Source organism: Caballeronia sp. NK8 (assembly GCF_018408855.1).
In the GTDB taxonomy this organism is placed as follows: Bacteria; Pseudomonadota; Gammaproteobacteria; order Burkholderiales; family Burkholderiaceae; genus Caballeronia.
The window spans coordinates 906,766-926,869 of the sequence record NZ_AP024325.1 but is presented as its reverse complement, the minus strand read 5'-3'; the positions used below and the strand labels follow the sequence as shown (position 1 = coordinate 926,869).

Here is a 20,104-nt window from a genome sequence, read left to right as displayed (position 1 = left end):
GTTAACGGATTGTCGCAGAAAATCAGGAAACAATGACGTGGCATCCTGCATTTTGCATGCGGCCTTTTGCATGCCAAGCGGCAATCGACGGGCTGTCCGCGTGAGCGACGCCATCTCGAAAACGTTTTCTTCCTTTTTGCTTACAACGTAATCACCACGTATTGGATAGGAGTCTCGATGAACCAGCCAAACGCAGCGGACAAGCCGTTCAAGCGCCTGCTTCTGACCGGCGCGGCCGGCAATCTGGGCCGTCAGTTGCGCGGCCCGCTCGCGCAATGGGCCGATGTCGTGCGGCTCTCCGACATCGCCCCGCTCGACGATGCGGCGAGCCATGAAGAGGTGAGCGCCGTCGATCTCGCGGATCGCGAGAAGGTGATGCAGCTCGTCGAAGGTGTCGATGCGATCGTGCATCTGGGCGGCATCTCGATCGACGCGCCGTTCGACGATCTGATCGAAGCGAATATTCGCGGCACGTACAACCTCTACGAAGCGGCGCGCCGTTACGGCGTGAAGCGCATCGTGTTCGCGAGTTCGAACCATGCAATCGGCTTTCATCCGGTCACCGAAGTGCTCGACGCGGATTCGCCGCATCGTCCGGACAGCCTGTATGGCGTGACGAAGTGCTTCGGCGAATCGCTGTCGCGCTACTACTTCGACCGTTTCGGCATCGAGACGGTGAATCTGCGCATCGGTTCGTCGTTCGAGGAGCCGAAGAATCCGCGCATGCTCGTCACGTACCTGAGTTTCCGCGATTTCATCGAACTGGTGCGCTGTTCGCTGTTCGCGAATCGCGTCGGTCATGCGGTCGTGTATGGCGTATCGGACAATCCCGTGAAGTGGTGGGACAACGCGAAGGCGGGCTTCCTCGGTTTCAATCCGCAAGACAGCTCGGCGAAGTTCGATGGACTGTTCCCGGTGTCCGGCCCGACGGCGGATCGCGACGACCCCGCGCAACGATTCCAGGGCGGACCGTTCGTGCTCGGCGAGCCGATGGAGCGCAAGCGATGAGCGCAGCGATCCGCGCGGAGCGGCTCGACGCCGGCGGTCGCGCGGCGGTGGGCGAATGTCCGGTATGGCGCGCGCAAGAGGGCGCGCTGTATTGGGTCGATATCCCGGCGCGCCGGATCGTCCGGCTCGAGATCGAAAGCGCGCGTCGTCAGGAATGGGCGTTCGCCGAACAGGTCGCGTGCTTCGCGTTCGATGCGGCGGGGCGTGTGGTCGCCGGCATGGAGAGCGGGATATTCGGCGTGACGCTCTCCGCGGCGCACGAAGCGCGCGTCGTGAAGCTCGCCGCGCCTGCCTTTGCGGCATCGGGCATGCGCTTCAACGATGGCCGTTGCGACCGGCAAGGGCGCTTCTGGGCCGGCACGATGGTGCAGGACATGTCGCTCGCGAGTGCGGCCGGCGCGCTTTATCGCTTCGATGAGCAGGGCGTATTGTCGGCGCCGGTCGTCGATGGTCTGATCACCCAGAACGGCCTTGCGTGGTCGCCCGACGGCAGGACGATGTATCTGTCGGACTCGCATCCGCAACGGCGCCTGATCTGGGCATTCGACTTCGACCCCGAGACCGGCACACCGGGCGAGCGTCGCGTGTTCGCGGATCTGCATCACTATGCGGGCCGCCCCGATGGCGCGGCCGTCGATGCCGATGGCTGTTACTGGACCTGCGCCAACGACGCGGGACGTCTCTTGCGCTTCACGCCGCAAGGCAAGGTGGACCGCGAGATCGCATTGCCCGCGAGCAAGCCGTCGATGTGCGCATTCGGCGGCGGCGACCTGAAGATGCTGTATGTCACGACGATTCGTCCGGCAACAAATGCCACTGAAGACGACGGCTACGTATTCGCTTTGAATCCGGGCGTGCAAGGCTTACCGGAACCGGATTACGCCGGTCTGTTACCGGTCGCATAAACTTCGACGATCCAGTCATTTCTACGCACAGTTTGGGATGAATACGCGCCGATGCACTGCATTGGCGCGTATCGATTTGTTCGACACGTCCCGCTTCGGAACCGATACCAAGGTCAAACACCAATGCTGTAGTTTCTCCGTAAAGAGTAGTCTCCGCAGGTACCTCGAGTACCAGCGATCGACTGATTCTCAAATCCGGAGGAGACATTGATGGACCTTGAAGCTCGCACCATGAAGCGCGTGATGGTTCGCCTCGTGCCGTTCCTGATCCTGTGTTACTTCATCGCGTATCTTGACCGCGTCAACGTCGGCTTTGCCGCCTTGCAGATGAACAAGGCGCTTGGCTTTACCGCCAGCATGTTCGGCTTCGGCGCCGGCATTTTCTTTATCGCGTATTTCTTTTTCGAGGTTCCGTCCAACCTGCTGCTCGAACGGTTCGGCGCGCGTCGCTGGATCGCGCGCATCATGTTCACGTGGGGCATTCTCGCGGCGGCGATGGCCTGGATTCCGCACATCGCGCAGTCCACGGGGCTGTCGAATGCCTATGTGTTCTATGGCTTGCGGATTCTGCTCGGCATCGCGGAGGCGGGCTTCTTCCCGGGCATCATCTTTCTGCTGACCTTGTGGTTCCCGGCCAAGTATCGGGGCCGCGTCGTCGGATACTTCATGGCGGCGATTCCCTTGTCGACCGTGATCGGCGGGCCGATCTCCGGTGCGCTCCTGCAGATGGACGGTCTGGGCGGCATGCAGGGCTGGCAATGGCTGTATCTGATCGAAGCATTGCCCGCGCTGGTGCTCGCGTTCGTCGTGTACTTCTATCTGACCGACAAGCCCGCGGACGCGCACTGGCTCGCGAAGGAAGAGCGCGACTGGCTCGTCAACCGGCAGGCGCAGGAGCGGGCGCATCGTGAATCCGTGCATGCGTTCAGCGTGAAGGAGGCCATTCTCAATCCGCGCGTGCTGGCCATCGCACTGATCTACTTTGGCGCGAACGCGACCAACTACGGCCTGAGCTTCTTCCTGCCGCAGATCGTGAAGGCCTTCGGTCTCACCAATCTGCAGACCGGCTTCGTCACATCCTTGCCTTATGCGGTCGGTGTGGTCAGCATGGTGTTGTGGGGCCGTCATTCGGATCGCAAGCTCGAGCGCCGCTGGCACGTCGCGATTGCGCTGATGGTGGCAGCGGGCGGCATCGCGGCTTCGGCGGGGCTCGATAACCCGGTGCTGAAGATGATCGCGCTGTCGATCGCGGGCTTCGGCATCTTCGGCTGCCTGCCGGTGATCTGGACGCTGCCGGCTTCGTTCCTGTCGGGCGCGGCTGCGGCCGGCGGTATCGCGGCGATCAATTCACTCGGCAATCTGGCGGGCTTCTTCGGCCCGTATGCGATGGGCTGGATCAAGGACAGCACCGGCGGTTTCGGCGCGGGTCTGCTGTGCCTCGCGGGGGCGGGCATGGTCGGCGTGGCTGCGGTGTTGCTGCTGCATCATGATGCGTCGATGGAGACGATTTCGGGCGCGCATGATGGCGAAAGTGGCGAGGTGGAGATGGCGGCTCGTTGACAGAGTTTTCCGCTTCGCTGTTTTTGTGAACGGCGCAAGGGCTTCTTGACAAGAAACTCTTGCGCCGTTGCGTTTCGCGGATCTCCGTGCGGCTTTCTTTTCAAATGGGAATTCTCGTATGGTTGGCGTGCTGACGCGGTATTTATTCTTGGCTTCTCTTCAGCAGCCAGGAATTGCGCATGAACGATATCTTCGTAAAGATCGATGGCATCAAGGGTGAATCCCGAGACAGCGTACATGCTGGGGCAATCGATGCACTCTCATGGAGTTGGAGCCTTAAACACGCGCCGGGCACCCTTTGTAACAGTGGTGGAAGAAATCCACGCGCCGCAGTTGGAGATATGGTGTTCACGCATGGAATCGATCGAGCATGCCCAAATATCGCCGCGTTCTGCTGGCGTGGTCAGCACATTCCTGAAGTCAAAGTCATATGCCGCAAGGCTGGCGGCATCCCTCACGAATTCTGGCTCTACACACTCAGCGACACTATGATCACGCAATGCGAGCAAAGCGGAGGTGGCTCCACGTTGATCGAGCAGGTTTCCATTTCTTTCGTGAGAATGAAAATGGAGTACGTTCTACAAGATTCGATGGGCGGCAAGGGCGGTACCATTACAGCAGTCATCGATCAAAGCTACGAGCGTCGATAGGCGTGCTGTAGATCATGTCCGAAGACCTTTATCGCTATGGCGACAAAACGCTAACTGCGCACGATCTGTATTTCTACGTGTTAGTCGAGGAAACATGTGAGCGTCTGGGCGTGCGCGACGTTGGCTCGGTAGTCGCAATTCTTTTGGGTCAACCATACTTGAATACGCGAGCCAAACCGCGTGGAGCAACAAAGGGAACTTCCATCGCTTCGCGCGTGAGCCGGGCCCTGCTCGATTTCGAACTTCCCTGGAAGGCTTTGCCCACGCTCACCAATCGAAGCATTCTGAATCTGAGAATTCTGATGACGAGGAATCTCGCGGTGTTCGTTGGCCGCTCGGTTCCGATCGTGGGGTGGGTGATCCTTGCATACGATGTAGTCGTCATCATGAACAACACTGAAAAACACTTCAACCGGCTGGTAAAGCCGGAGGATCAACTACGCGGTTCTGGCGTCGGCATTTATGGATAATCGAATATCCGATGATCTTCTGATTTTTCTGCGGAAAAAGGCTGGACTATCGAGAAAAAGAGCTATGAGTCTTGAAAGTAGCGTCGAATGGGACTTGGAACTGAGCGGCGACGAAGCTCAAATCTTCATGGAAGGCTTTTTCGATCACTTTGGGATCGAACGCGGTGATTACGAGTTCGATCGCTACTTTGGAGGCGAAGGGTTCAACCTGTTCGCAATCTTCTTCGCGATGCTTTCGCCCAGTTATAAAAAGCGGCACTTTGAACGCGAACCAATCACCATACGCATGCTTCAGCGTGCCATCGAGCTAGGAACGTGGGATAGCGCGCGCATCGGTTGAACCCGAATTCCCGGATCTCAAGAGCCATTCCCCTGCGCCCGCCGCAACCTCTCCCGGCTATTGATCAAATGCAAACGCATCGCGGTGCGCGCCGAATCGGCGTCGCCGCGTTCGATCGCATCCGCGATCTGCTCGTGCTCGCGATTCACGCGCATCAGATACTCCGTGTATTGATCGCGTGGAATCGGCGTCGCGGTGATGCGCGTGCGCGGAATCATGCGCGTGCCGAGATGCTCCATGATCTCGACGAAATATCGATTGCCCGTCGCATGCGCGATCTCCATGTGAAAACGCAGATCGGGCGATACCGTATCCGTCGCATGACCGACGCTCTGTGCGAAGTCGGCCAGCGCCGAGCGCATCGTCGCAAGGCGGGCAGCATCGCAACGCGTGGCGGCGAGTCCCGCGCTTTCGGTTTCGAGACTGATGCGCAATTCGAGAATCGCCAATGCGTCGATGGAGCCGGCGACATCGGCGGGATCGAGCTGCAAGAGCGACGACGTTGCCGCCTCGCACACGAAGGTGCCGATGCCATGCCGCGTCTCCACGAGTCCCGCCGCCTGCAATCTCGATAGCGCCTCGCGCACCACGGTGCGGCTCACACCGAAGCGCTGCACCATTTCCGCTTCGGTCGCGAGGCGGCTGCCGGCCTTCAATTCCTCCGTGTCGATTTGCGAGCGCAACGCATCCACCAGTTGCGCGGTAAGACTGCGTCGCGCGCCAGGAAAAGCAGTGGATGCATCAGTGGGAAGATCGGGCGATAGCGTCACGGCGTTCTCGTTGGAATGGGTTTTACACACATTGACAAATCGGTCGGTAAATGATGATATGCGTCATGCAGTGATATGACAACGTACAAGAAGACGCGTGCAGGGTAATCCCTAGCCGATCTCGCTGGAGACACAACTCGATGGAACAACAAAACGGCACGCCCTCAACGGACGACGTCGCGCAATTCGACCGCTTGCTGCTGACCGGCGCCGCGGGCGGAATCGGTCAGGCGATCCGGCATCGCGTCGCTGAATTCGCGCGGCGCGTGCGCATTTCCGACTTGCCCGGTGTGCTGAGCAGCGACGCCGCGGCTCACGAGGAGATCATCGCTTGCGATCTGTCCGACCGGCAGGCCGTCGATGCGCTCGCGAAGGATTGCGATGCGATCATCCATCTCGGCGGCGTTTCGGTGGAGCGCCCATTCGAGGAGATTCTCGAAGCCAACATCAAGGGCGTGTTCAATCTCTACGAAGCGGCGCGCAGGCAAGGCGTGAAGCGCATCGTGTTCGCGAGCTCGAATCACGTCACGGGTTTCTATCGGCAGGACGAACGAATCGATGCCACCGCGCGCAAGCGTCCCGATGGCTACTACGGCCTGTCCAAATCGTTCGGTGAAGACATGGCGCAGATGTACTTCGACCGGTACGGCATCGAGACGGTGAGCATCCGCATCGGCTCCGTGTTTCCGGAGCCGAAGGACCGCCGCATGATGGCGAGCTGGATGAGCTACGACGATTTCCACGATCTGCTGCGCCGCAGCCTGTTCACGCCGGAGGTCGGACACACGATCGTTTTCGGCATGTCTGCGAATGCACACACATGGTGGGACAACCGCTGCGCCGCGCATCTCGGCTTCGTGCCGTACGACTCGTCCGAGCCGTTCCGCGCAAAGATCGAAGCGACGCCGCCGCCCGCGCCCACTGACGCGGTAGCCGTATTGCAAGGCGGCACGTTCACGACGACAGGCCCGTTCGACCCGGTTTAATGCATGCAACATGCAGTATCACGGCATTCATGGTATGTCGTCATACATCCAGCGCGGGTCGCAATGAAAGCCGCGCCCAGACCTCACAGGGACATTCGCCGTCATGTTTTCTCTCGATTTCTCGCCGCTATGGCCGTACTGGCCGACCTTCCTGCTAGGCGCATGGCTCACGCTCAAGATGACCTGCGTGGCCGTGTTCTTCGGGCTGATCCTCGGCATGCTGGTCGCGTTCGCCAAGCGCGCGAAGGTGCCGGTGCTCACGCGCATTTGCATCATCTATATCGAGGCCGTGCGCAACACGCCGTTCCTCGTGCAGATCTTTCTGCTGTACTTCGGTCTCGCGAGCGTCGGCTTGCGCATGCCGACCTTCGCGGCCGCCGCGCTCGCGATGACGATCAACATCGGCGCATATGCGGCCGAGATCATTCGCGCGGGGCTCGAGTCCGTGCCGCGTGGCCAGATCGAAGCCGCTGAGTGTCTCGGGCTGCCGAAGTGGCGCATCGGCTGGCATGTGATGTTGCAGCCGTCGATCGAAAAGGTGTATCCCGCATTGACGAGCCAGTTCCTGCTGATGATGCAGGCCTCCGCGATCGCATCGCAGATATCGGCGGAGGAGCTCACCGCCGTCGCCAACACCGTGCAGTCCGACACGTTCCGCTCGCTCGAAACCTACATCGTGGTCGCCGCGCTGTATCTCGTGCTGTCGCTGATCATCAAGCTGATTGCGTGGGCCGTGGGAGAGCATCTCTTCAAGCGCCGCCGCGCGATTCGTCTTGCAGCGAAGCGCGCGGGCAAGACGCCGCCCGATCCGCAACGCGTCGATACCGTAATTCCGGGAGGTGCGGCATGAGCGGCGGATTCACGTCGGCGCACCTGATCTATCTGGTGCAATCGATCGGCTGGACGCTGGTGCTTTCCGTGCTCGCGTTCGCCCTCGGCGGCATCGGTGGTTTCTGCGTGATGCTCGCGCGCATCTCGCCGCGCGTGTGGCTCGCGCGCGCCGCGCTCGTCTATATCGAGGCGATTCAGGGCATTCCGCTGCTGATCCTGCTTTTCATCGTGTACTTCGGCCTGTCGGTATATGGCTATCAGGTGCCCGCGCTCATCGCGGCCGGCCTTGCGCTGATGGTGTATTCGAGCGCGTATCTCGGCGACATCTGGCGCGGCTGCATTGAAGCGATGCCGAAGCCGCAATGGGAAGCATCGGAGTGCCTGTCGCTCACGCGCTGGCAGACGTTGCGCCTCGTGATCATCCCGCAGGCGATGCGTCTCGCGTTGCCGCCAACGGTCGGCTTTCTCGTGCAGCTTATCAAGATGACGTCGCTCGCTTCGGTGATCGGCTTCGTCGAACTGACGCGCGCGGGCCAGATCATCAATAACTCGATCTTCCAGCCGTTCCTCATCTTCGGACTGGTCGGCGCTTTCTATTTCGTACTGTGCTATCCGCTTTCGCGCTGGAGCCAATCGATGGAGAACAAGCTCAATGTCAGCAATCGTTAAGGTCGGCGATATTCACAAGAGCTTCGGCTCGAATCACGTGCTCAAGGGCGTGTCCTTCGAGATCGAGAAGGGCGAGATGATCGCCGTGATCGGCGCGAGCGGTTCGGGCAAGAGCACGGCTTTGCGATGCATCGATCGTCTGGAAACCATCGACCAGGGCCAGATCGAAGTGTGCGGCATTCGCGTCGACGATCCGAAGGTCGATCTGCATCTGTTGCGCCGTGAAGTGGGCATCGTGTTCCAGAGCTATAACCTCTTTCCGCATCTGACGGTGGAGGAGAACATCATGCTCGCGCTGCGCCACGTGAAGAAGATGTCGCGCGACGAAGCGCGGCGCATCGCGATGAACGTGCTGGAGCAGGTCGGTCTCGGACAGAAAGCCGATGCCTATCCCGAACAGTTGTCGGGCGGACAGCAACAGCGCGTGGCCATTGCGCGCTCACTGGCGATGTCGCCGAAGGTGATGCTGTTCGACGAAGTGACCTCGGCGCTCGATCCGCAACTGACGGGCGAAGTGCTGCGCGTGATGGAAGACCTCGCGGCCGACGGCATGACGATGCTGCTCGTGACGCACGAGATGGCCTTCGCCAAGCGCGTGGCCGATCGCATCATCTACATGCATCAGGGCAAGGTGTGGGAAGTGGGCGACGGCAGCATGCTCGATGCACCACGCACGCCCGAATTGCGCGCATTCCTCGATAACGGGCTTTGAAGGTCCGGAATCCAATTCATGCAACATCAATAACGACGGAGACTCGACTTGAAAGCGAAGACAATCATTGCACGCGCGGCACTCGCAACCCTGATGATGGCAGGCGCAATCCACAGCGCGATGGCCGATGAACTCGACGACATCAAGAAAGCCGGCGTCGTGCGCGTCGCGATCGCGATCGGCACGCCGCTCTTCAGCTATGCGGACCAGAATCTGAAGCCCGCCGGGTCGGACGTCGATACGGCCACTGCGCTCGCAAAGGATCTCGGTGTGAAGCTCGAACTCGTGCAGATCACCAATGCCGCGCGCATTCCGACGCTGCAGGCGAAGCGCGCGGATCTCGTGATTTCCTCGCTGTCGGTCACGCCCGAACGCGCGAAAGTGGTGGATTTCTCGAATCCGTATGCGGTGATCTCGATCATCGTCGGCGGCGTGAAGTCGGCCAGCGTGAAGGGTTACGCGGACCTCGACGGCAAGACCATCGGCCTCACGCGCGCGACGGTGAACGACACGCTCACGACGCAGCAGGCGAAGGGCGCGCAGATCCAGCGCTACGAGGACGACGCGACGCTCATCACGTCGATGGTCACGGGCCAGGTCGACATCTTTTCGAGTACGCCTTCGAACCTGAAGGAAATGCAGGACCGCGCGCCGCAACGCAACATCGAAATGAAGTTCGAGCAGAAGACCTTCGATCTCGGCATCGCGATGAACAAGGATCAGCCGCGCCTGAAGGAATGGGTGAACAACTGGGTCGGCACGAACATGAAGAACGGCAATCTGAACACGATCTACAAGAAGTATCACGGGCGTGATTTGCCGGACGGCGTGCGAAAGGGCGCCTGATTCCGCCCGGAATAATGTATTAAAAATGCCTCGAGCGCATGGCGCAACGCCATGCGCGAAAACTTCCGCACCGCCGCGTCCATGCGGCTTCAGCAGGGTTCAAGACAGCCCGCATTGCTCCGGCGTACACTTCCCTCTGCATTTTGAATCCTGCATGTATTGAGCCATCACGGGCGCGCGGCGCTGTGCTCGGTCGCACGCGATCCGTCATTCATTGGACTGCCCCCTTACCACAGGAAGCATCATGGCCAAGAATACGAATGCCGATTATCTGGCGAAGACACTCGCCGCAGCGGGCGTGGAGCGCATCTGGGGCGTCACGGGCGACAGCCTGAACGGCCTCGCATTCAGCCTTGAGCGCGTGGGCTCGATCCGCTGGATGCATACGCGCCACGAAGAAGCCGCCGCCTTCGCGGCCGGTGCGGACGCCGCCGCGACAGGCAAGCTCGCCGTGTGCGCGGGCAGTTGCGGGCCGGGCAATCTCCACCTGATCAATGGCCTCTACGATTGCCATCGCAATCATCAGCCGGTGCTCGCGATTGCCGCGCATATTCCCTCGACGGAGATCGGACTCGGCTATTTCCAGGAAACGCATCCGCAGGAATTGTTCAGGGAGTGCAGTCACTTCGTGGAACTGGTGACGAACGCATCGCAGTTCCCGCGCGTGCTGGAACGCGCGATGCGCGCGGCGATCGATCAGCGCGGCGTCGCGGTGATCGTGCTGCCGGGCGATATCGCATTGAGCGAAGGCCCGAGCGAGGCGCCGCGCTGGACCGCGAGCGCTCCGGGCGCGATCGTGCCGTCGGATGCCAATCTCGAAAGACTCGCGGCGCTCCTGAACGGCTGCGAAGCGGTGACGATCATGTGCGGCAGCGGCGTGGCCGGCTCGCACGACGAGGTGGTGGCGCTCGCCGATACGCTCGGCGCGCCGGTCGTGCATGCGCTGCGCGGCAAGCAGTTCATCGAGTACGACAATCCGTTCGATGTCGGCATGACCGGGCTCATCGGCTTCAGTTCGGGCTATCACGCGATGATGTCGTGCGACACATTGCTCTTGCTCGGCTGCGATTTTCCGTATCGCCCGTTCTATCCGCCGCAGGCGAAGATCGTGCAGATCGACTGGCGCGGCTCGCAACTGGGCCGCCGCGCGCCGCTGGAGATGGGGCTCATCGGCACGATCAAGGAGACGCTGGCCGCGCTCTTGCCGAAGCTTCAACGCAAGGACGAACGCCGCTTCCTCGAGAACGCGCTCAAGCACTACGCCACTGCGCGCAAGGATCTCGACGAGCTCGCGACGCCGTCCGCGCCGGGCCGTCCGATTCATCCGCAATACCTGACGAAGCTCGTCGATGAAATCGCGGCGGACGATGCGATCTTCACCGTGGACGTCGGCACACCGACGCTCTGGGCTGCCCGCTATCTGACGATGAACGGCAAGCGCCAGTTGCACGGCTCGTTCAATCACGGCTCGATGGCCAATGCGATGCCGCAGGCGCTCGGCGCGCAGGCGGCGCAACCGCAACGGCAAGTGGTGTCGCTATCCGGCGACGGCGGGTTGTCGATGATGCTCGGCGATCTTCTCTCCGCCGTGCAACTCGACTTGCCGATCAAGGTCGTCGTGTTCAACAACAGCCTGCTCGGCTTCGTGTCGATGGAACTGAAGGCGGGCGGCTATCTCGACACCAATGTCGATCTGAGCAAGACCGACTTCTCGCAGATCGCGAAGGGCGCGGGCATCTGGTCGGTGCGCGTGGAAGAGTCCGAGCAACTCGAGAGCGCGCTGCGGGAAGCGTTCGCGCACAAGGGGCCGGCGGTCGTGGATGTCGTCACGTCGAAGCACGAACTCGCGATGCCGCCGACCATCGAGCTGTCGCAGGCGAAGGGCTTCAGCCTCTACATGTTGCGCGCGATCCTGAGCGGGCGTGGCGATGAAATCGTCGAGCTTGCGCGCACGAACCTGCGTTGAGGCGAGGCCGCGCGGCCTTCACGGGCCGCGCAGGAAGTCGGCGAGTTGATCGAGCGTGCCGCCGTAACCCTGTTCGAGCGATGGCCGCAATGCATCGAAATAGCGCTGTTCTTCCGCACTCGCGCCAAAAGGCGTGGCGCGCAGCGCGACCAGGGTTTTACCGTCCCGATCGCTGAACGTCACGAAGTTCTCGATCTCCAGCGGGCATACCTCGCTGAACGGCGCGCGCGCGATGCCGCAGTTTTCGTTCGCGAACGAGTTCAGCCACACGATGCGCTCACGCTCCACGATCTCGCGATAGTTGAAGCGGCCCCACATCGCGGGCGCGCCGGCGAACTGCATCGCGTAATGAAAGAAGCCGCCGGGACGAAACTCGAAGCGACGCAGTTCCAGCGTGCAGCCTTTCGGACCCCACCAGCGCGAGATCTGATCCGCTTCGCTCCACGCTTGCCAGACGCGTTCGCGCGGCGCGTCGAATACGCGGTTCATCTCGAAGGCCACGCTGGCGGCGGCCGTGTCGTTACTTTGCGGCATGTTTTCTTCCTTTAGGCTTTATCTTTGCGGTGGTCTTCAGAAACGCGTCGAGGCGGTCGAAGCTCGTTTCCCACAGCGACCGATACGCATCGACCCAATTCGCGACTTCACTGAGCGCCGCCGGTTCAAGACGGCAGGGACGCGTCTGCGCGGCGCGCGAACGCGAGATCAACCCCGCGCGCTCCAGCACCTTGAGATGCTTCGAGATAGACGGTTGTGTCATCTCGAACGGCTCGGCCAGTTCGTTCACGGTGGCTTCGCCGCTCGCAAGCCGCGCGACGATGGCGCGCCGCGTGGGATCGGCGAGCGCCGCGAATACCTGATTCAAGTCGTCTTCGCGCATGCGTTTCGATGGCTGATCGGTTATATAGCTAATCAGGAATATAAGAGAGCGCGGCGCGATGGTCAAGCGCGGCGTATCCTCATCATTCGCCATTCAAGGGATCCGCCATGAGTGAAACGAAACATGCATTGCCCCTCGATCACGTTTTCGATTTCGAAGGTCAACCGGTGCGCTTCGGCGTGATGGGTGAAGGCGCGCCGCTCGTGCTGGTGCACGGCACGCCGTTTTCATCGCAGGTATGGCGGCGCATCGCACCGATCGTCGCGCGGTCGAGGCGCGTGCATTATTTCGATCTGCTGGGCTATGGCGAATCGGCCATGCGCGAGGGACAGGATGTGTCGCTCGGCGTGCAGAATCGCGTGCTCGCGGCGTTGATCGGCCACTGGAGCCGCGACTGGAACGGCGCGCTGCCCGACGTGCTCGCGCACGACTTCGGCGGCGCGACGTCGCTCAGGGCGGCGCTGCTGAACGGCTGCGCCTATCGTTCGTTGATGCTCGTCGATCCAGTCGCCGTCGCGCCCTGGGGTTCGCCGTTCGTGCGTCATGTCCGGCAGCACGAAGCCGCGTTCGCGGGCGTGCCGCCGTATATGCATCAGGCCATGCTCGATGCGTATCTGCAAGGCGCGGCGCATCGGCGCCTGGCGGAAGACACGCTGCGCATCTATACGCGCCCCTGGACGGGTGAGCAGGGCCAGGCGGCGTTCTATCGGCAGATCGCGCAGATGGATCAGCGCTATACGGATGAGGTGCAGTCGCGCTACGGCGAACTGACGTGTTCCGTGTCGATTCTCTGGGGCGAGGATGACGAATGGATACCGGTCGAACGCGGCGTCGAACTGGCGTCGCTGATTCCGGGCGCGCGCTTCACGCGTGTGCCCGGATCGGGGCATCTGATGCAGGAGGACGCGCCGGAAGCGATCGTCGGCGAATGGCTGACGTTCGCGCAACAGCGATGAGCGGCCTCACGATTTCTTTTTCGCACTCTCTTCCCGAAACGCCGCTTCACCGGCGGTGGAGATCTCGACCCACTTCTTGTCGGGCGGCGCATCGGCTACGTAGCTGTCGTGCCAGTTCCACCACTTGTACGTCGGCGTCTGCGGATAACCTTCAGGCGAGTCTTCCCACAGCTCCTGCCGGCCGAGCGGCGTGATGTCGAGATAGTTCCACGTATTGCCCATCTGCTCGTCGCCGCGATTGTTGAGGAAGTACGTGCGGAACACGCGGTCGCCATCGCGGAAGAACACGTTCGTGCCGTGCCATTCGTCGACGCCGAAGTCGGCATCGAAGCCGTCCGTGAGCGTGAACCACGGAATGTCCCATCCCATGCGCGCTTTCAGGCGTGCGATGTCCTGCTGCGGTCCACGCGATACGAACACGAGCGTCGTGTCGCGTGCGTTGAGGTGCGCGACATGCGCGACCTGATCGGCGACCATCGAGCAGCCACGGCACGCATGTTCGGGCCAGCCGAACACGCCCGGCTCATAGAACGCGCGATAGACGATCAGTTGACGCCTGCCTTCGAAGAGATCGAGCAAGCCAATCCTGCCGTCGGGGCCTTCGAACTGATAGTCCGTCTTCACGGCCATCCACGGCATGCGGCGACGCTCGGCCGCAAGCGCGTCGCGTGCGCGGGTGTGGGCCTTTTCCTTCACGAGCAATGCGTCGCGCGCCGCTTCCCATTCGTCCTTCGATACAACCGCCGGTGTACGCATTTCACTCTGCGCGCCCGTCGTTCCTTTTTCGTCTGATGATGTCATGGCCTTCAACCTCCGCGTTGTTTGCCTTGAATCAGTCTGCACCTGAAAATGGATCGACGGGAGTAACAAGTGTGACGGCATTCCGCTTCACGCCCACGACGCACGCAACGTGTGCAGCGTCTTCCAGTACGTGAAGAAGCGTCCGGCGAACATGCCCGCGACGATGCCGGACACGGCCGCATCGATCGTCACGTACATCGCGAGCGCCGACAGATTCGTCACCGTCGCCAGTTCGAAGCCGAGCCAGAACTTCGCGATGAACGTGGCGGCGATCAGCACCAGCGGCAGGAACGAGCCCGGCAGCATCACGGTGCGCGCGATCGGATCGACGATGAAGCGCGTGCGGGTCGCCGTGAAGACGCCGCCCGCGATGCCCGCGCCCATCCCGATGATCCATGCGGCGACCGCGTCCAAGCCTGCGAGCGGCGCCGAGAACAAATGTGCAATGCCCATGCCCGCGAAAATCAGCGGGATGATCGCGAGTTTCGACAACGGCGTGGTGCTGGCCTGCGTCGCCTTGAATCCGCGATAAGCCAGGAACGCGAGCAGCAGCCAGACCCAGGTCGGCGTGCCTTGAATGATGGCGATCGGCGTCATGATCATCTCCTTCGAATCGGTTGTTTGACGCGCATGATGCCGCCGCAAAATTAGCTACGAATGAGTTGGGTCGTTCAGCTCTGTTTCCCGCTCAATCCGAGCAGCCCGCGAATCATTTCTTCGGTCTGCGCATATTGCCCTTCGCCGAAGTGCGTGTAGACGATCTTGCCGTTCTGATCGATCAGATAGAGCGCGGGCCAATACTGGTTGTTGTACGCGTTCCACGTTGCGTATCGATTGTCCTGCGCGACCGGATATTCGATTCCATATTTCGCGATCGCTTTCTTCAGATTGCCGGTATCGCGCTCGAACGTGTATTCGGGCGTATGCACGCCGACCACGACGAGCCCCTTGTCGCGATACCGCGCATACAGGTCCTTCACGTGCGGCAGCGTATGCACGCAATTGATGCAATCGAAGGTCCAGAAATCCACCAGCACGACCTTGCCGCGCAACTGCTTGAGATCGAGCGGTGCGCTGTTGAACCAGTTGTCGATGCCGGCGAACTCGGGCGCCTGCGCGCCGCTCTGCTGCGTCGCTGTCACGCCGGCCGCCGCGCCGGTCGAGGAAAAGGCGGTGAGCGCGGCGACGGCGCCGAGCGAGGCGACCATTGCAGTGGCGACGGCTGCGATCTTGAGACGATCGAACATGACGGGTTCTCCTTTCGGTTTGACATTGGAGCGTATTGAAGCGCGCTGATGTATCGCGCGCGTGTCCCGTTTGTATCGCCATGTATCTGGCCACGCGGGCGATACAAGACCTTGCACGGCGCGCCGTTTCCGACATTTCCGCGATACATGAGGGCGCTGAAATACGTGACATCCACCGCTCTTCAAGGAAGACCGATCTCATGTCACTCATCGTCATCGCATTTCTCGGCGGCGTGTTCACCGTGCTGAGTCCCTGCATCCTGCCGGTCGTGCCGTTCGTGTTCGCGCGCTCCGACAAGCCTTTCCTCACGGACCGCCTGCCGCTCCTCGCCGGACTCGCGGGCACGTTCGCGTTGCTCACGGGCATCGGTGTCGCGGGTCTCGCGGGCGCCGCGCAACTGAGCCAGTACGGCCGCTGGATCGCGCTGGCGACGCTCGCGGTCTTCGGCGCGGCGCTGCTGTTGCCATCGGTGGCCGCGCGGCTTACGCGTCCGCTGTCGTCGCTCGCGGACCGCATCGTCGCGCGTTCAGAGACGCAGGGCGCGACGCGCCGCATCGCTTCGTCGACGTTACTGGGCGCGGCGACGGGCCTTCTGTGGGCGCCGTGCGCGGGCCCGATCCTCGGCGTGATCCTCACGGGCGCGGCGCTGCATGGCGCGAACTGGCACACGGCGGCGGCGCTTCTCGCCTATGCCACGGGCGCGGCGAGTTCGCTCGCGGTGGCGTCGAGCCTCGGCCGGCGCGCGCTCGACGGCCTCAAGCGTTCGCTCGGCGTAGGCGAGCATCTGCGCCGCGCGATGGGTGCGCTCGTGCTGTTGACCGTAGCCGCCATCGCGACGGGTCTCGATACGCGTCTGCTCGCGCTCATTCCCGGCGCACCGACGAACGGCATCGAAAGCAGGCTCGTCGGCGCGTTGAAGGCGAAGCAGCCTGAACAGCGAGCGCGCATCATGCGGGTCTCATTGCCTGCCGCGCTGCCGGTGCAAGGCAGGCTGCCGTCGCTCGATGGCGCGACGACATGGCTCAACTCCGCGCCGCTTTCCACGAATGAACTGCGCGGTAAGGTCGTGGTGGTCAACTTCTGGACGTATTCATGCATCAACTGTCTGCGCACCTTGCCGTATCTGAAGACATGGGCGCAGCGTTACCGCGATGACGGGCTTGTCGTGATCGGTGTGCATACGCCCGAGTTCGGCTTCGAGCGCGACACCGGCAACGTGAAGCGCGCGCTTGCGAATCTGAATATCGGCTATCCGGTCGCGATCGACAACGACTACGGCATCTGGCGCGCCTTCGGCAACCAGTACTGGCCGGCGTTCTATATCGTCGATGCGCAAGGGCGCGTGCGATTTCATCACTTCGGTGAAGGCGGATACCGCGAGGCGGAGGACGCGATACGCCAGTTGCTCGCCGATAACGGCAAGACGAACGCCGCGCGCGATGCGCAAGCTGTGCAGGGCAGCGGCGCGCAGGCAGCGGCCGATGCGGCCAACATCGGCTCGGGCGAAACCTATGTGGGCTATCGGCAGGCGCAAGGGTTCGCGTCGCCGCAGCGCGTGGTGCACGATGCCGTCGAAACCTACGCGTTGCCGACGCAACTCGCGCTCAACGACTGGGCGCTCGCGGGCAAGTGGAACGTCGGCGGGGAAGCGGCTGTGTCGGCCGCATCGCAGGCGCGCATCGCGTATCGGTTTCATGCGCGCGATCTGCATCTGGTGCTCGCGCCTTCGGCGGACGGCAAGCCGGTGCGGTTTCGCGTGACGATCGACGGCGCCGCGCCAGGCGCATCGCACGGCGCCGATGTTGCAGCCGATGGCAGCGGCGTCGTGACGAGCGCGCGTCTGTATCAGCTCGCGCGACAGACGGATGCCGTGGTGGATCGCACCTTCGAGATCGAGTTTCTCGATCCGGGCGCACAGGCATATAGCTTCACTTTCGGCTGATCCACTCGCCGATTCGATGTAATCGACGCCGCGCTTTAATGCGCGGCGTCGGCGCGTTTACCACAGAAAAAGTTATCCAACCGGCTCCATCTAGGGGCATTCCCTAGCGTCCTTTCCGTAAGCTCGCGCGACGAATGCCATCCGCGCGCCAGCCCCTCGACCGCAAAGCCTTGCCAGTCATACCGCTCCCGAGATAACGCATCGATGCGCCATTGTTAAGCATCGGCTGCACCGCGCGCTTGCATTACCAGAAGTATCGGAAAGTGCTCAGAAAATGTCGGTGGGTGATCGGAATTGGACAGGTACGCTTCATTCAACGCTACGAACGCCGGGATGTTCCGGCAGCGACAAATCCCTTTTCGAACTTGCCAGGTGAATGCCCCGATGATTCCCAACCTGACTCTCGCACCGAACGACGTCACGAATCCGGCTTCCTCGCAGTCTGGAACCGTATCGCCGTCCCGCTCGGTAGCGGTGTCCCAGACCGAGATTCTCACGGTCAGGAACCTTTCGAAGATCTTCGGCGCGAAGCCGGAGCGCGCACAGGAGCTTTTGAACCAGGGCCTCGGCCGCAACGAAATCTTCGCGCAGACCGGCAACATGGTCGCCGTCGACGATGTCAGCCTGGCCGTCAACGCCGGCGAGATCTTCGTCATCATGGGCCTGTCCGGCTCCGGCAAATCCACGCTCGTGCGCCTGCTCAACCGCCTGATCGAGCCGACCTCCGGCCAGGTGATCCTCGAAGGCCGCGACATCGCGCCGATGAGCATGCCCGAGCTGCGCGCCGTGCGCCGCGAAAAAATGGCGATGGTGTTCCAGTCGTTCGCGTTGCTGCCGAATCGATCCGTCATCGACAACATTGCCTATGGCCTCGAAGTCGCGGGCAAGAAGAAGGCTGATCGATATGAAGTGGCGCGCGCCGCGTTGACGCGAGTCGGCCTCGCATCGTACGAGAAGCTGCTGCCGAGCGAACTGTCGGGCGGCATGCAGCAGCGCGTGGGCTTGGCTCGCGCGCTGGCGGTCAATCCCTCGGTGCTGTTGATGGACGAAGCGTTCTCCGCGCTCGATCCGCTGATCCGCTTCGAGATGCAGAACGAATTGCTGCGGCTGCAGAAGGAAGAGCAGCGCACGATCGTTTTCATTTCGCACGATATCGAGGAAGCGGTGAAGATCGGCGGGCGCATCGGCATCATGAAGGACGGCCGCCTGATTCAGGTCGGCACGCCCGCCGAACTCATCCAGTCTCCCGCCGATGACTACGTGCGCGACTTCTTCCGCAATGTCGATGTCTCGCGCTTCCTCGAAGCATCGAGCCTGATGACGAAGGTGGAACGCGGTCTCATCGCGTGCAACACCAGCGCGCCGTCCGAGCGCTATCTGAACAGCCTGATCGACAGCGGCGCCGAATGCGGCTACGTCTGCGATGAAGCGGGCCGTTATCAGGGCTGCGTGACGCCCGCATCGCTGCACAAGAGCGGAACCCGGCCGATCAGCGACGCGCTTCTGCGCGACGTCGCGGCGGTTCCGCTCACGGCCGATCTGCATCAGCTTGCGGCGATCGCACTCGGTCAGGAGCACGACGTCCCGGTCACGGATGAGCAAGGCAGACTCGCGGGTGTGGTGTCCTGCCGCACGATTCTCAAGCAGGTCATGGAGCGGAGAGCAGCATGAATTCATCGATCTTTGGAAAGTTCGCGGAAGACGCGGTCAACTTTCTTTTCTCGCATTTTCGCGGCGGTTTCGACGCATTCTCGGCCGCGCTCGGCGCGGTCATCAAGGTGCTCGAAGACGGCCTGGGCGCGGTGCCGTTCATCGTGATGCTCGTGCTTCTGATGGCGCTCGCGCTGTGGAGAAAGGGTGTGGTGTTCGCGGTGTTCGTCGGCGCGGCGCTCTGGGTGATCAACTACATGGGCCTGTGGGCGCAGACGGTTTCGACACTCGCGCTGGTCGTCGCGGCGACCTTCTTCAGTCTCGTGATCGGCGTGCCGCTCGGCATCTGGGGCGCGCGCAACCGGCGTGTGGAAGTGGTGCTGCGCTCGCTGCTCGACTTCATGCAGACCATGCCCGCCTTCGTATATCTGATTCCGGCGGTCATTCTGTTCGGTCTGGGCCGCGTGCCCGCGGTGATCGCCACGATCGTGTTCGCGATGCCGCCGGTAGTGCGCCTGACGACGCTCGGCATCCGCCAGGTGCGTGAGGAATTGCTCGAAGCGGGCCGCTCGTTCGGCAGCACGGATGCGCAACTGCTCTGGAAGATTCAACTGCCCAATGCATTGCCTTCGATCATGGCAGGCGTGAACCAGACCATCATGATGGCGCTGTCGATGGTGGTGGTCGCTTCGATGATCGGCGCGGGCGGGCTCGGCGAATACGTGTTGAGCGGCATTCAGCGGCTCGATATCGGCATCGGTTTCGAAGGCGGACTCGGCGTGGTGCTGCTCGCGATCATCCTCGATCGCCTGACGGAGAGTTTCGGCGTGAAGTCGAAGAAGGCAAAGAAGAAGGTCGTGTCCACGCCGGTCAAGCCGGCCGCGCCGGGCAAGGCCGCGCAAACCTGATACAGAAAC

The 20,104-nt window shown here is 61.9% G+C and carries 22 protein-coding genes; 16 read left to right on the top strand and 6 right to left on the bottom strand.

Annotated elements, in window-relative coordinates:
- Positions 1–177 precede the first annotated feature (177 nt).
- From NK8_RS29580 to NK8_RS29555, 6 genes are all read left to right on the top strand, one after another.
- Positions 178–1,008: an NAD(P)-dependent oxidoreductase gene (locus tag NK8_RS29580; RefSeq protein ID WP_162070816.1), complete on the top strand. Its 831-nt coding sequence runs from the start codon at positions 178–180 to the stop codon at positions 1,006–1,008.
- Positions 1,005–1,913: an SMP-30/gluconolactonase/LRE family protein gene (locus tag NK8_RS29575; RefSeq protein ID WP_213231679.1), complete on the top strand. Its 909-nt coding sequence runs from the start codon at positions 1,005–1,007 to the stop codon at positions 1,911–1,913. The genes NK8_RS29580 and NK8_RS29575 overlap by 4 nt, the downstream gene beginning before the upstream one ends.
- Positions 1,914–2,123: 210 nt before the next feature.
- Positions 2,124–3,473: an MFS transporter gene (locus NK8_RS29570; RefSeq protein WP_213231677.1), complete on the top strand. Its 1,350-nt coding sequence runs from the start codon at positions 2,124–2,126 to the stop codon at positions 3,471–3,473.
- Positions 3,474–3,652: 179 nt separating this feature from the next.
- Positions 3,653–4,123 carry a type VI secretion system tube protein Hcp gene (locus tag NK8_RS29565; RefSeq protein WP_213231675.1) on the top strand — a complete coding sequence of 157 codons (471 nt, stop codon included), beginning with the start codon at positions 3,653–3,655 and terminating at the stop codon, positions 4,121–4,123.
- 14 nt (positions 4,124–4,137) lie between these two features.
- On the top strand, positions 4,138–4,593 hold the full coding sequence (locus NK8_RS29560; RefSeq protein ID WP_213231673.1) for an STM2901 family protein: 456 nt from the start codon (positions 4,138–4,140) through the stop codon (positions 4,591–4,593).
- Positions 4,586–4,933 (top strand): DUF1493 family protein, encoded by a 348-nt coding sequence (locus NK8_RS29555; RefSeq protein WP_213231671.1) that lies wholly within the window; start codon positions 4,586–4,588, stop codon positions 4,931–4,933. The genes NK8_RS29560 and NK8_RS29555 overlap by 8 nt, the downstream gene beginning before the upstream one ends.
- 17 nt (positions 4,934–4,950) lie before the next feature.
- Here the strand turns inward: NK8_RS29555 and NK8_RS29550 are convergent, their stop codons facing one another.
- Positions 4,951–5,703: a FadR/GntR family transcriptional regulator gene (locus NK8_RS29550; protein WP_213231669.1), complete on the bottom strand. Its 753-nt coding sequence runs from the start codon at positions 5,701–5,703 to the stop codon at positions 4,951–4,953.
- A gap of 140 nt (positions 5,704–5,843) precedes the next feature.
- Between NK8_RS29550 and NK8_RS29545 the strand changes: the two genes are divergently transcribed.
- The 6 genes from NK8_RS29545 to poxB all read left to right on the top strand — a co-directional run bounded on the left by NK8_RS29545 (position 5,844) and on the right by poxB (position 11,713).
- Entirely contained in the window at positions 5,844–6,689 is an 846-nt protein-coding gene (locus NK8_RS29545; RefSeq protein WP_213231667.1) for an NAD(P)-dependent oxidoreductase, read from the top strand.
- Positions 6,690–6,792: 103 nt separating this feature from the next.
- On the top strand, positions 6,793–7,539 hold the full coding sequence (locus NK8_RS29540) for an amino acid ABC transporter permease (RefSeq protein ID WP_213231665.1): 747 nt from the start codon (positions 6,793–6,795) through the stop codon (positions 7,537–7,539).
- A complete protein-coding gene (locus NK8_RS29535) occupies positions 7,536–8,189 on the top strand; it encodes an amino acid ABC transporter permease (RefSeq protein WP_213231663.1) in 654 nt (217 codons plus the stop codon). Before NK8_RS29540 ends, NK8_RS29535 begins: the two co-directional genes overlap by 4 nt.
- A complete protein-coding gene (locus tag NK8_RS29530) occupies positions 8,173–8,901 on the top strand; it encodes an amino acid ABC transporter ATP-binding protein (protein WP_162070822.1) in 729 nt (242 codons plus the stop codon). The genes NK8_RS29535 and NK8_RS29530 overlap by 17 nt, the downstream gene beginning before the upstream one ends.
- A 48-nt stretch (positions 8,902–8,949) precedes the next feature.
- Positions 8,950–9,747 carry a transporter substrate-binding domain-containing protein gene (locus tag NK8_RS29525; protein ID WP_162070823.1) on the top strand — a complete coding sequence of 266 codons (798 nt, stop codon included), beginning with the start codon at positions 8,950–8,952 and terminating at the stop codon, positions 9,745–9,747.
- Between the two features lie 244 nt (positions 9,748–9,991).
- Entirely contained in the window at positions 9,992–11,713 is a 1,722-nt protein-coding gene (poxB, locus tag NK8_RS29520; RefSeq protein WP_213231661.1) for a ubiquinone-dependent pyruvate dehydrogenase, read from the top strand.
- An 18-nt stretch (positions 11,714–11,731) separates the two neighbouring features.
- Here poxB and NK8_RS29515 read toward each other — a convergent pair whose 3' ends face one another.
- The gene (locus tag NK8_RS29515) at positions 11,732–12,247 is read right to left on the bottom strand and encodes an SRPBCC domain-containing protein (RefSeq protein ID WP_213231659.1); all 516 of its coding nucleotides are present in this window, start codon (positions 12,245–12,247) and stop codon (positions 11,732–11,734) included.
- Positions 12,234–12,590, bottom strand: a complete 357-nt coding sequence (locus tag NK8_RS29510) for a helix-turn-helix transcriptional regulator (protein WP_162070826.1) — start codon at positions 12,588–12,590, stop codon at positions 12,234–12,236. Before NK8_RS29510 ends, NK8_RS29515 begins: the two co-directional genes overlap by 14 nt.
- A 107-nt stretch (positions 12,591–12,697) precedes the next feature.
- On the opposite strand from NK8_RS29510, the gene NK8_RS29505 reads away from it, so the two are divergent.
- Positions 12,698–13,546, top strand: a complete 849-nt coding sequence (locus NK8_RS29505) for an alpha/beta fold hydrolase (RefSeq protein WP_213231657.1) — start codon at positions 12,698–12,700, stop codon at positions 13,544–13,546.
- Positions 13,547–13,552: 6 nt separating this feature from the next.
- On the opposite strand, the gene NK8_RS29500 is transcribed toward NK8_RS29505, so the two are convergent.
- The 3 genes from NK8_RS29500 to NK8_RS29490 form a co-directional block, all read right to left on the bottom strand.
- Positions 13,553–14,347, bottom strand: a complete 795-nt coding sequence (locus NK8_RS29500) for a DUF899 domain-containing protein (protein ID WP_213231655.1) — start codon at positions 14,345–14,347, stop codon at positions 13,553–13,555.
- An 87-nt stretch (positions 14,348–14,434) separates the two neighbouring features.
- A complete protein-coding gene (locus NK8_RS29495; protein ID WP_213231653.1) occupies positions 14,435–14,944 on the bottom strand; it encodes a DUF6622 family protein in 510 nt (169 codons plus the stop codon).
- A 74-nt stretch (positions 14,945–15,018) separates the two neighbouring features.
- Positions 15,019–15,594, bottom strand: coding sequence for a thioredoxin family protein (locus tag NK8_RS29490; RefSeq protein WP_213231651.1), 576 nt, complete (start codon positions 15,592–15,594; stop codon positions 15,019–15,021).
- Between the two features lie 200 nt (positions 15,595–15,794).
- Between NK8_RS29490 and NK8_RS29485 the strand changes: the two genes are divergently transcribed.
- From NK8_RS29485 to NK8_RS29475, 3 genes are all read left to right on the top strand, one after another.
- Positions 15,795–17,537, top strand: coding sequence for a cytochrome c biogenesis protein DipZ (locus tag NK8_RS29485; RefSeq protein WP_213231649.1), 1,743 nt, complete (start codon positions 15,795–15,797; stop codon positions 17,535–17,537).
- A gap of 384 nt (positions 17,538–17,921) precedes the next feature.
- Positions 17,922–19,208, top strand: a complete 1,287-nt coding sequence (locus NK8_RS29480; RefSeq protein WP_213231647.1) for a glycine betaine/L-proline ABC transporter ATP-binding protein — start codon at positions 17,922–17,924, stop codon at positions 19,206–19,208.
- Entirely contained in the window at positions 19,205–20,095 is an 891-nt protein-coding gene (locus tag NK8_RS29475) for a proline/glycine betaine ABC transporter permease (protein WP_213231645.1), read from the top strand. Before NK8_RS29480 ends, NK8_RS29475 begins: the two co-directional genes overlap by 4 nt.
- The last annotated feature ends 9 nt before the right edge of the window (positions 20,096–20,104 follow it).